Genomic DNA, 11,388 nt, shown 5'->3' with positions numbered 1-11,388 from the left:
GGTTGAAAGAAGTCATAGAAATGACAATGAAAGATTTTACAGTAATTTATCTTTTTATTCTTATGAAGATTTGGTTGCTCAAATGAAAAAATATCTCTATAAATCTAATAGACTACCTATGCAAACTTTAAATTGGCTTTCGCCTATTGAAAAACGTAAAGAATTATTAGAATTAAAGGAGAATTAATTCTCCTTTAATTCTAATATACAGGTTATATTTTTTTATAATTTTTGGTCTCACATCATTTACAAATGTACATGAAACATACAGACATAGTTAAAATAAGTTGGTAAAAAATACTTATAAATGTTATAATGTAAGTTAATATTTAAAGTAAAGTTTAAGGAGACAAGTTATGAGAAGTGGACATATAGTATATAAGGTAAACAACCTGCAATTAGCAGTTGAAGAATGGGAAAGTAAAGGGTTTGAAGTTGAATATGGAAGAAAGGAGAATCCTACAAATGCTTTAATATATTTTAGTGAGGGAGCTTACATTGAGTTATTACAAAATACGGGAATACCAAAAATAGTAAAATTTTTGAGTAAATTGTTCGGAGCAAGTAAAAAAATGGAGAGATTTAATTATTGGGATACTTGTGATGAAGGTTTATGTGGCTTTTGTATAGAGAAAGATTTTGGAAGTTTGGATGAAGAAGTTGAATTTTTGAAAAAGAATGGAATTAAAGGGATATTATTTAATAGTCTTAAAAGAGTTGATACAAAGGGAAGAGTTTTAAAATATAGATGTTTTTTTCCAGAAGGTTTGGATTTTCCATTTTTAATGAGCTATTTTAGCATAGATCCAAAACCTGTTAATTTTGTACATCCAAACGGGATAAAAAAGATAAGTAAGATTGTTTTTAAGATTGATGAAAAAAATGCTGATATATTAAAGCAACTAATAGATGATGATTCACTTGAAATTATATCCGATGATAGAGAGAAGGGCATAGTTCAAATCGAATATGACAAGTAGGTTAAGAGAAGTCAAAAACTTCTCAATGTTTTTGTTGTTTGCTTAAGTCTCATTTTTTTTGATAAAGTGAATAAAAAATTATCTAATGGTAAAGTTGTGATTTATAAGATAAAATATATAAAATTTAACAATATAAACCTAAAATGAGATTGACTATACATATCTATATATGATATAATAACTTATAATAGAAGTTTGTTAATTTTAATAAAAAATGTTTGAATGCACTTATGTGATTTTAATAAATTCACTGTGAGAAGTGAAAATAGATAATATTGAAATAATTTTATATGTTAAATAGATTAATTATAGTATGTAAAGGAGGTATAAGGAGTATGAAGCAAAACAGGAAAACAATTTCTTTGATTATGTCGTTGTTGATATTGATAGGCACAGTGATTTCACCTATAAGAGTGATGGCTGAGGAAAGAAAAGATTTATCAGCAAAAGAGCAGGTTGATAGTACAAAATCAAAAACAACTGATAATGCCGAAGAAGAAAAACAAAGGGATAAGTATATATCCGAAAAATCCAATGATGTTAACGGAGATAGTATTAAAGAAGACAAGACAGAATGGAACTTATTTAATGAAAATTATTCTAATTTAACATTTAATTCAATGTCATTTTCGAAAAAAAATAATTATTTACCAAATCAGAGGCTTGATAAATCAAATAAGTTGACTATGAAGAGAACTGATTTAGATTTTTCAAAGTTGAAATTAAACCAATTTAGGTTGCATAAAGATAATATGAAGATTCTTTCAAAATCAAATAGTGTTGAGCAAAGAAATTTTTATAAAGATTTTTCAGAAGGAGCTAACTATGATTGGACTGCTTTCTTCTTTAAAATCCCTAATAGATCTTACAAAGGAGAATATAGATTTGAAAATCCGTTGAAGTTATCATTTGAGAAGGCGGGGAAAATAAACGGTAGATATGTTGATGTAGTAATTAATGTAACACAGGTTAAGTTAAGACGTCCTAAATTTGGTAAAAATGGCGAATTTGGCTATCTGGGCGACAAAGAAATTGAAAACCCTAATAAATATCTACAGACATTTTTCATAGTCGGGGAAAACAATGGAAAAGGGCTTATTGGAGTACAAGATTACTTAGGTCTTGGTGGTTATAAACAAGTTCCTCAAGCATTTGTTGGAGCGTATGCATTGGAAGCTTATCTTCATGCAGAGTATGTTTGGAGTGATAACAAAACAAAATGTGATTGTAAAATGGTAATGGCGCCTTCTGACATAGATATAAATCGAAGTGAAGGTAAAACTCAGTTTAATGAGACATTTTGGATGAAAGATATTGAAAAACAAGCAGATAAGATAATGTTAAATAATGCTAATCGTTTGAATATAGAAACACGTAAAGATGGTTGGACTAAGTGGGAAGCTACAGGTAGAACTGAAGGTGCTTGGGAAGAATATAATAAATCCGGATTTGTGATTCGTTCAAAGAATGGCTCATTTGATTTTTGCTATGAAACTGTTGGAGGCTGTGGAACTTTATATGGTTTTTATACAGAAACGGGGGATAGTGCTATTAGAGAAGATGTTGAGCCAAAGGATATGCAGGTTGGAATTGGAAAATCTATTACCTATAAAGTTGATTTTAAAGTGCCGCGTGCAGGAATAGATACCATTGATAATATTGGTGTGTTGAAAGTAGAAAGTCACTTTGATCGAAGGATTGATTACAAGAGCTTGACAGTTAAATCCAGTTCAGGTTATGTTTTGAAAGAAAATGTGGACTATAAAGTTAAATATGAAGATGAGAAGAATTCATGGTGGGGCAAAGCAGGAATTAAGGGTAGTTTTATAACAGTTGAAATAATAAATGAAAAATTGCTTAGATATCCTGAACAATCCAAATTTACTAATTATACAATTACTTATAATATGACAACCAATAATAAAATTATAGATAATGCAAAAAATATTCTTGGGACATCAACCTTGGTAGTTGATGATTCATTTTTATTATCTAATACTGTCAAAACGACTTTATGGGATATATTGGAGATTAAGAAAGAATGGAAAATAGCTCCACGTAAAAATGATTTGTTAAAGCCATTTAATCTAGGGGAGATTACTGACGACTGGAAAAGTAAAAAACCTAATATTGATGTTAATGTAACTTTAAAAAGAAAAGTTGGAAATGATGTTGATAAGTCTTTTTCACAACGAATTACACTTAAAGCTAAGGATGATTGGAAATATACTACAGGACGTTTAGATATTCAAAATAGTGCTGAGAAAAAATATACTTACTATATTGAAGAAGAAGTTCCAGATGGATATGAACTTGTAGGATATAGACCAAAAGAAACTATGATAGGACTTGGACAAGTTCGAAGGTTAACAGTGATAAATCAAAAATCAAAAGCAAAGTCAGGCTTAACAATAGAAAAATTGTGGCAAAATGAAGATGGAAGCCCATTAAAGCAAAATGGATTTGTTACAGGTACTTTAAAGAGAAGAGTAAAAGTTGGAAATAGTTATCAAGAAGATACTACATTCAGTAGGAAGGTAAAAATTGAAAAAGAAAAGGACTGGAAGACAGTAGTAGATGACTTGGAAGTAAAAGATAAGGCTGGACGAAATTATCTATACAGAATAGAAGAAGATGTTCCAAAGGGATTCTTTATAGCAGAGTATAGGCCAAGAGAAATAGAATTGACAAATACTGTGGATAAGAATTTATTACAAGTGATAAATAGGAAAGGAAATCCAGGAGGCTCACAAAACGAGTAATTGAATAAATTCTGTAAACTTTAGAGAGGAGTGATGAAAAAGTCACTTCTCTTTTTAATTGTGAAACAACAATTAATGTTTATTTAATCGATGCAAGGCATCATTGAATAGTAGTATTATTTTGGAATTAAAAATTTATACTGTTAATTGGAGGACATCTAAAAATATAATTTTTACTATTTGTCGCTATAAATAAAATTAGACAAAGTATAAAATCTTTTGTAGTAGAAAAAAACCTTTAAAAATGGTATAATATTACAAAACATTTATAGTGAAAATTAGAATATGGGGAAGTTCATTTATAGGAGTAAAAAATGAAAAAAACTGACAAAACTATCGCAATTTATTTGACATTAGTGATTGGCATATGCTATTTGTTTGGCTTATTGGAATTACTAACAAAATTGGGTTTTGCTTATAAAACGTTTAGTGTAATATTCACATTTATTCCAGTAATTTCAGCATTAATCACAAAAGCGATTACCAAAGAAAAATCAAAATATCCGTTATCAATTCGTGTCTGGAAAAATCCAAAAGTATGGATAATTTCAGCGTTATTGCCAGGTGTTATGACTTCAATCGGTGCTACATTATACTTTCTTGTATTTTCAAATAAATACAGTGGTGTATTTAAATACGGTATGATGATGGGAACAAACGATGAGATACTTATAAAATCACCATTTAATTTTGTTTTGATTTGCATTATTATATCAGCATTGATGATTCCAATACAACTTTTGGAATTGGGAGAAGAGATTGGCTGGAGAGGATATCTGCTTGGATTTCAGGTTGAAAAATATGGTGAAAGGAAAGCTGTTATCATCAATGGAATAGAATGGGGACTTGTTCATCTTCCTTTAATTTATTTCGGTTTTAACTATGAGCGTGACAATTGGGGAGCGCCTTGGACAAATATGTTGGTAATGCTTATTAGCTGTATTGTAATTGGTATAATTTTATCATTTGTTACAATTAAAACAAAAAATTGTATGTATGCGGCAATAATGCACGGGGCTTTCAATATTGTAGGGGAAGTTCCTGTATATTTAAGTAATGATGTAAAACGTGGATTGTTGGGACCTAACCCATCAGGATTACTTACAATAGCTCCGCTTATAATTCTATCAATTATGCTATTAATAGTTATTGAAAAGTCTAACAAAGGAACTGTTAAGGAATAATCAACTTTTATATCTAATTCAAATAATTAAATAATAATATATAAAATAGCAATCATAAGAACAGTAAATCAAAGGTTTACTGTTTTTTTATGGTAAACAATAAGATTTATGATTATTGCCTCTCGAATCATAACATATAAAGGATTGTAAAAATATACTTGAAAGACAATATCAAATTGTAGTAAAATATAATAAAGGATAATAATTTGAAAGGAGAGAATATGAATAAGGAAAATTTATTAAGTGGGGTTGAAGGTACATTATATATTCCTCTTGTTTCAAGAATATATGTATCTGAAAGATTTCCAAAATTTTTTTATGATGAAAAAGCATTATCTTTAAAACAGTATATACCAACGAATAGTATAGAAAAGAATACTATTGAATATGTTCATATTGCTGTTGTTTGCAGACAAAATGTAATAGATAAAAAAATCATAAAGTTTCTTGAAGAAAATGAGCAAAGCAATGTGGTATTTTTAGGTACTGGTTTAGAAACATCTTATAATCGTATTAATAATAAGACAGCCAATTTTTATCAAGTAGATTTGCCTGATGTTATAGATATTAGAAAAAGGGTACTTGGAAATTCAGAAAATGAAAAACTGATATCGGGTGATATGTTTACTTTTGAATGGATAAAAGAAATGGATACTCAACTACCAACAATGATTGCTGTTTCAGGAGTATATCAATATTTTGATAAATATAAAATTATAGATATGATAAAAAAAATGAAGTCTATTTTTCCTAAAGGAGAATTAGTTTTTGATGCAACAAATTCTAAGGGATTGGAAGTTGCAAATAAATATGTTAGGAAAACCGGCAATGTCAATGCTCAAATGTATTTTAGTATAGATAATCCTAATGAATTTGGAAAACTTACAGATACAAGACTTGTAGATGTTAAAGGATTTTTTAATGGAGTATTAAAAAATTGCCCAGGATTAAAACTAAAAACAAAAATGTATATGTATTTTGCAGACAAGTTCCATAGGACATTTGTTGTTCATTTGAAATTAAATTAGCATTAACTTTTTGTTTTGATAATGAGAATGTAACAAGATTAGGAGGATGATATGAAATATTATGTTTATGGTATGAATTTTCGAGATTTTTTTCGGAAAATCCTTTTGCCTTGGATATTAAGTTTTATTATTGTTTTTTGCTTTGAAACTTTGTTGCTTTTTCGTTTTTTTGAATATTTTAAATCAAAGCAGCTTATTATTGGAATTTCTTTTTGGGTTATTGCACTACTGTTCGGAGTTTTTTTGACTTTAGAAGGAATAGCAATTTTATCTTTTTTTCAGTATTTTAATAGACATAGAATTAAATTATTTTGCTTAGGAGTATTTGAAAAAAAGGTCGTAATTGAGAGTAATGGTGCAAAACAGGTTATTTTATTTGATGATATTTTAGAGGTTAAATATCATTCAGGTAGATATGCAGAAGTACGAGGACTAAGAATAAAAGCTAATGAAATTAATACTGGAATTTCATGTTTTGGAGATAGACTCAATCTAAGTGAAAAAGAAGATGATGTTGAACAATTTGACCAATTTTTTAATGCTTTTGAAGAGAAAACTGAACTTTTTCTTGAAGAGAAAGGAAGTATATATGGTAGAAATAATGAGTGCATTCGCTTAAAAAAATTAAAAAATAAAACAAATAGATTGTAATTATGGAGATAATATGAACAAAATTTTATTCTTAGGAATATTAATTTTACTCGGATTAGTATTTTTATATATTATGTTTAATCCACCTAAAAGAAAAAAATATAATTTAAAAAGTATAAACTTAAGTTATGAAAACAACTTAAATTCTGAAACTTTTGGGAAAGAACTATTTGTTGTAAAAAGTAGTAGAAAGTTTATATTACTGACAGAATTTGACTTGTGGACTGAGATTGTTCTTTTCGAAAATGGTATTGCATTTAAAAGAAATAATAAGGAAAAGAAATTATTTTTTTCTGATATATATGAGATAGAGCCAATGCTGATAAACTCACTTTTTGTAAAGGGTAAATATTTTGGGTATATTTTTAAGTGTAATTATAATAGTAATGTTATTGTAAAAAGTAATGATATAGAAGATTTAGAGTTATTTATGGAAAAACTTTTTGATCTTTTTCCAAAAGAAATGATAAGAGAAATTTAGAATAAAATAGTCGATGTGGTTTTTAAACTGCATCGACTTTTTTATAAAATTTTATAATATGACAATTGATGTCAGGTTGTGATATAATATTTATAGGAGATGTTAAGAAATGAGAGATAGCAGATTATTTAGAATTTTATATTATATTTTGGAAAAAGGAAAAGTTACAGCTAATGAATTGTCTGAAAAATTTGAGGTATCTGTAAGGACAATATATCGAGATATTGATGTGATTAGCTCTGTTGGAATTCCAATTTATGCCATGCAGGGGAAAGGCGGAGGAATAGAGATTGCTGAAGATTTTGTATTAAAAAAATCCTTGCTTTCTGAAAAAGAGCAGGAACAGATTTTAATTGCCTTAAGAGGTTTAGAGGGAATAAATAAACAATATGAAAATGAGTTATTAACAAAATTATCTGCCTTTTTCAAAATTAAAAATACGAATTGGATTGAGGTTGATTTTACAAATTGGCAAAGAAGTAATGAATATGACGAGTTGTTTAATGATATAAAATCAGCAATTATAAATAAAAATATTATTTGCTTTAAATATTTTTCAAGCAATGAAAAAGAGACAATTAGAGAAGTAAAACCGATTAGACTCTTATTTAAGGGCTGGGATTGGTATGTTTATGCCTTTTGTTTACTTCGAAATGAATTTCGATATTTTAAACTATCTAGGATTAGGGATTTAAAAATTCTGGATGAAAATTTTGAAGAAAGTTTTGAAGATGTTGTGCTAATAAAAGAAATGGAATATAAAGATACGGTCCGTGTTAAATTAAAATTTGATAGAAAAGTAGCTTTTAGGGTTTATGATGAAATGAGGGACATTAAAGAAGATGAAAAAGGTAATTTATATGCAGAAATAGAGCTTCCGAATGACTATAATCTTTATAATTATATTTTTTCTTTTGGAGAATCAGTAGAAGTTTTAGAACCAAAAGAAATAAGAAATAAAATCAGAGATATGATTAATAAAATGTCCAAAAAATATATAATATGACAAAGGGTGTCAGGTAATCTTTTGTATAATTAATATATAAGATACAAAGGAGGTTGTATATGAAATACGAATGGAAGAAAAATGAAAAAGATTTATATGGTGTTAAAAAAAACCACAATTGATTGAAGTTCCAACTGCATATTATATTATGATTAAAGGAGAGGGGAATCCAAACGAGATTGACTTTTCCAATAGGGTTTCTGCTTTGTACTCTCTTGCATATGGAATAAAGATGTATTTTAAAAATATGAATGACAAGAAAAACGAATACTCTGATTTTGCTGTATTCCCACTTGAGGGGATTTGGGAGAAATCAGATGATGAAGAATTTGATAAGAGCAAACTAAAATATACAATTATGATTAAACAGCCTAATTTTATTACAAGGGAAATTTTTGACTTAGCTTTTGAAAAAGTGAAAAAGAAAAAGCCAAACGAATTATATGATGAAGTAAGTTTTGATTGTATTGAAAGTAAAAAGGCAATTCAGATTTTGCATATTGGTAGTTTTGATACGGAGATTGAGTCTTTTGAAAAATTGGATAATTTTGCAAATGAAATAAATTTAGATAGAAGTGAAAAACTTCATACAGAAATATACTTAAATAATAAAAATCGAACTGCGGAAGATAAACTTAAAACAATATTAAGATATACTGTGAAATAAGGAGGTTTATTATGGCTAGACCAACTACTAAAGAAGATTTGCTTATTAGTGCAAAAGAAAATTATGGAAAGTTAAATGAATTGATTTCTAAATTGTCAGAAAAAGAGCTGAATACTCCTTTTGACTTTTCGGCTGATGTAAAAAAGAAAGAGGCACATTGGAAAAGAGATAAGAATTTAAGGGATATTTTAATTCATCTTTATGAATGGCATATGTTAATTTTAAATTGGGTAAATTCCAATCAAAATGGGGAAGAAAAGCCCTTTATACCAAAACCTTATAATTGGAAAACTTATGGAGATATGAATGTAGAATTTTGGAAAAAACATCAAAATACTCATTTGGAAAAGGCAAAGGAGATGCTGAATAAATCTCATAATGACGTTTTAGCTTTGGCCGAAAAGTTTTCAAATGAAGAATTGTTCTCTAAAAATATTTTTAAATGGGTTGGAGGAAGTACATTGGGTTCATATTTTGTAAGTGCTACTTCAAGCCATTACGATTGGGCGATTAAGAAGTTAAAAGCACATCAAAAAAATTGTAAAAATTAATTCTAATTGGAAAAGGTATTAGGATGCATTTTGTAAAAGTAAAGGGAATATTATCTTCAAAAAACGGAATGAATTTATTTCGTGGTTGCACACATGGCTGTATTTATTGCGATTCAAGAAGTAAATGTTATCAGATGAATCATAGTTTTGAAGATATCGAAGTAAAAGAAAATTCAATAGAACTTTTGGAAGATCGATTAAAAAGAAAAAGAAAAAAATGTGTGATTGGTATGGGGTCAATGACTGACCCCTACATTAATGAGGAAATTAATCTGAATTATACAAGAAAAGCATTAGAAATAATAAATAAATATGGTTTTGGACTTACACTTATCACAAAGTCATCAAATATAATTAGGGATTTGGATTTGTTAAAAGAAATTAACTCCAAGACAAAATGTGTTGTTCAAATGACACTAACAACCTATGATGAAAGACTATGTAGGATAATTGAACCCAATGTTTCCACTACAAAGGAAAGATTTGAAACCTTGATTAAATTAAGAGAAGCAGGAATACCTACAGTCGTGTGGATGACTCCGATTTTACCTTATATTAATGATACAGAAGAAAATATTAGAGGTATTTTAAATTATTGTAAAGAGGCAAAAGTAAAAGGAATTCTCTGTTTTGGAATGGGACTGACATTACGAGAAGGGAATAGGGAATATTTTTACTCTAAACTGGATAAATACTTTCCACATCTTAAAGCTAGATATATTAGAGAATTTGGTAATTCTTATGTTGTGAACAGTAAAAATAATTATAGATTGATGAAAATTTTTCGAGACTTCTGTGAAAGTGAACAAATAATGTATGATTATAACAAAATTTTTAGCTATCTAAATACATTTGAAGAAAAAGAAATATCAAAACAACTAAGTATTTTTGATTTGTAATAATAAATAATTCGATAGATTTTATGAAAGAATATTCTTTTTTAGAGTATTCTTTTTTTGTTGAAATAAGAAGTAAAACTATTTGTAATATGAATATAAATGTAATAATTCACGTCATAGCATAATGCAGAGAAATTATCCCAACACGTCATTTCGAGCTTAGACAATCTTGCCCTAACTTTGTTTACCTGTAAACAAAAGTAGGTCTGACGGAGTTATTGTATCTTTGATACAATGACTCTGAAGATCTCCTAAAGCCCTTAACTATTAAATTTACAAAAATATTTTATCTATCTAATTTAAGATGTAAAAATAGAATTATAGATATTTTATTTGGGTAATATAGTAAAAAGAGGGTGATTGTATGAATAAAAATAAAGAAGAAATGTTGGAATTTTTAGTAAAAGAATTTATAGCTGATTCGGATAATTATAAAAATATGGAAATTCCTGAAGATGAAACTCAAAAAAAGGTGATTTTACGTTCTCTTATGAATATCCGTATGCCAAGAAAAATGGATGATGAAGTTTTAAAAGTTCAAGATGAATATTTAAAACTTTGCGCTGAAGAAAAGGAAATTGTAGAGCTTAAGGATATTCCAATTATTAAAGATGTTTTTTCCGTTTGGCAAGGAGATATTACAAGACTTAAGGTTGATGCTATAGTTAATGCAGCAAATTCAATAATGCTTGGATGTTGGGCTCCAATGCATCTATGTATTGATAATCAAATACATACTTTTGCAGGAATACAACTAAGGGCAGAATGTAACGAAAAAATGCAGGAACTTAAGAAAAAATATGGTCAAGATTATGAACAACCTACTGCTGTTCCAATGCTTACAGATGCCTATAATCTACCTTCAAAAAAAGTAATTCATATAGTTGGTCCAATTGTTTATGGAGAGCTTACGAAAGAGTTGGAAAAAGAATTAGCTGATTGTTATGAAAAAACTTTGGATATGTGTTTGGAAAATGGTCTTAAAACTGTAGCATTTTGTTGTATATCAACAGGTGAATTTCGTTTTCCAAAAGAAAGAGCAGCAGAGATTGCAATTGAAACAACTAAAAAATGGGCTTTAGAACATCCTTTTGCTATGGATAGGATTATTTTTAATGTTTTTAAAGATGAAGATAAAAAATATTATGAAAAAATGATATAATATTAATGATTATACTA

The 11,388-nt window shown here is 28.0% G+C and carries 11 protein-coding genes and 1 pseudogene; all 12 read left to right on the top strand.

Annotated features, from left to right (window positions below; translation table 11 throughout):
- Positions 1–187: pseudogene (locus VJI93_RS04705) on the top strand (IS481 family transposase); the annotation flags it as partial.
- A 169-nt stretch (positions 188–356) separates the two neighbouring features.
- The gene (locus VJI93_RS04700; RefSeq protein ID WP_323999499.1) at positions 357–980 is read left to right on the top strand and encodes a VOC family protein; all 624 of its coding nucleotides are present in this window, start codon (positions 357–359) and stop codon (positions 978–980) included.
- Positions 981–1,315: 335 nt separating this feature from the next.
- On the top strand, positions 1,316–3,742 hold the full coding sequence (locus VJI93_RS04695) for an Sgo0707 family adhesin (RefSeq protein ID WP_323999501.1): 2,427 nt from the start codon (positions 1,316–1,318) through the stop codon (positions 3,740–3,742).
- 314 nt (positions 3,743–4,056) lie between these two features.
- Complete coding sequence (locus VJI93_RS04690) at positions 4,057–4,926, top strand: CPBP family intramembrane glutamic endopeptidase (RefSeq protein ID WP_323999503.1); 870 nt, start codon at positions 4,057–4,059, stop codon at positions 4,924–4,926.
- A 221-nt stretch (positions 4,927–5,147) separates the two neighbouring features.
- Positions 5,148–5,954: a class I SAM-dependent methyltransferase gene (locus VJI93_RS04685; protein WP_323999505.1), complete on the top strand. Its 807-nt coding sequence runs from the start codon at positions 5,148–5,150 to the stop codon at positions 5,952–5,954.
- Positions 5,955–6,005: 51 nt separating this feature from the next.
- A complete protein-coding gene (locus VJI93_RS04680) occupies positions 6,006–6,605 on the top strand; it encodes a hypothetical protein (RefSeq protein WP_323999508.1) in 600 nt (199 codons plus the stop codon).
- 13 nt (positions 6,606–6,618) lie between these two features.
- Positions 6,619–7,086, top strand: coding sequence for a hypothetical protein (locus VJI93_RS04675; RefSeq protein ID WP_323999510.1), 468 nt, complete (start codon positions 6,619–6,621; stop codon positions 7,084–7,086).
- 109 nt (positions 7,087–7,195) lie between these two features.
- Positions 7,196–8,092, top strand: coding sequence for a helix-turn-helix transcriptional regulator (locus VJI93_RS04670; protein ID WP_323999512.1), 897 nt, complete (start codon positions 7,196–7,198; stop codon positions 8,090–8,092).
- Between the two features lie 148 nt (positions 8,093–8,240).
- Positions 8,241–8,759, top strand: a complete 519-nt coding sequence (locus VJI93_RS04665) for a GyrI-like domain-containing protein (RefSeq protein ID WP_323999514.1) — start codon at positions 8,241–8,243, stop codon at positions 8,757–8,759.
- Between the two features lie 11 nt (positions 8,760–8,770).
- Positions 8,771–9,310, top strand: coding sequence for a ClbS/DfsB family four-helix bundle protein (locus VJI93_RS04660; protein ID WP_323999516.1), 540 nt, complete (start codon positions 8,771–8,773; stop codon positions 9,308–9,310).
- 23 nt (positions 9,311–9,333) lie between these two features.
- Positions 9,334–10,209: an SPL family radical SAM protein gene (locus VJI93_RS04655; RefSeq protein ID WP_323999519.1), complete on the top strand. Its 876-nt coding sequence runs from the start codon at positions 9,334–9,336 to the stop codon at positions 10,207–10,209.
- 364 nt (positions 10,210–10,573) lie between these two features.
- Entirely contained in the window at positions 10,574–11,371 is a 798-nt protein-coding gene (locus VJI93_RS04650; RefSeq protein ID WP_323999520.1) for a protein-ADP-ribose hydrolase, read from the top strand.
- The last annotated feature ends 17 nt before the right edge of the window (positions 11,372–11,388 follow it).

Origin of the sequence: Parvimonas sp. M20 (assembly GCF_035282425.1) — a bacterium.
GTDB lineage: Bacteria > Bacillota > Clostridia > Tissierellales > Peptoniphilaceae > Parvimonas.
Note: the sequence above shows the minus strand (reverse complement) of the source record. Positions and strands in the feature narration are given on the sequence as shown.

What these genes read in the sequence shown, in the direction of transcription:
- VJI93_RS04650 (WP_323999520.1), top strand. Translation starts at nt 10,574, where the DNA reads ATGAATAAAAATAAAGAAGAAATGTTGGAATTTTTAGTAAAAGAATTT.
- VJI93_RS04675 (WP_323999510.1), top strand. Translation starts at nt 6,619, where the DNA reads ATGAACAAAATTTTATTCTTAGGAATATTAATTTTACTCGGATTAGTA.
- VJI93_RS04700 (WP_323999499.1), top strand. Translation starts at nt 357, where the DNA reads ATGAGAAGTGGACATATAGTATATAAGGTAAACAACCTGCAATTAGCA.
- VJI93_RS04655 (WP_323999519.1), top strand. Translation starts at nt 9,334, where the DNA reads ATGCATTTTGTAAAAGTAAAGGGAATATTATCTTCAAAAAACGGAATG.
- VJI93_RS04660 (WP_323999516.1), top strand. Translation starts at nt 8,771, where the DNA reads ATGGCTAGACCAACTACTAAAGAAGATTTGCTTATTAGTGCAAAAGAA.
- VJI93_RS04695 (WP_323999501.1), top strand. Translation starts at nt 1,316, where the DNA reads ATGAAGCAAAACAGGAAAACAATTTCTTTGATTATGTCGTTGTTGATA.
- VJI93_RS04680 (WP_323999508.1), top strand. Translation starts at nt 6,006, where the DNA reads ATGAAATATTATGTTTATGGTATGAATTTTCGAGATTTTTTTCGGAAA.
- VJI93_RS04670 (WP_323999512.1), top strand. Translation starts at nt 7,196, where the DNA reads ATGAGAGATAGCAGATTATTTAGAATTTTATATTATATTTTGGAAAAA.
- VJI93_RS04685 (WP_323999505.1), top strand. Translation starts at nt 5,148, where the DNA reads ATGAATAAGGAAAATTTATTAAGTGGGGTTGAAGGTACATTATATATT.
- VJI93_RS04690 (WP_323999503.1), top strand. Translation starts at nt 4,057, where the DNA reads ATGAAAAAAACTGACAAAACTATCGCAATTTATTTGACATTAGTGATT.
- VJI93_RS04665 (WP_323999514.1), top strand. Translation starts at nt 8,241, where the DNA reads ATGATTAAAGGAGAGGGGAATCCAAACGAGATTGACTTTTCCAATAGG.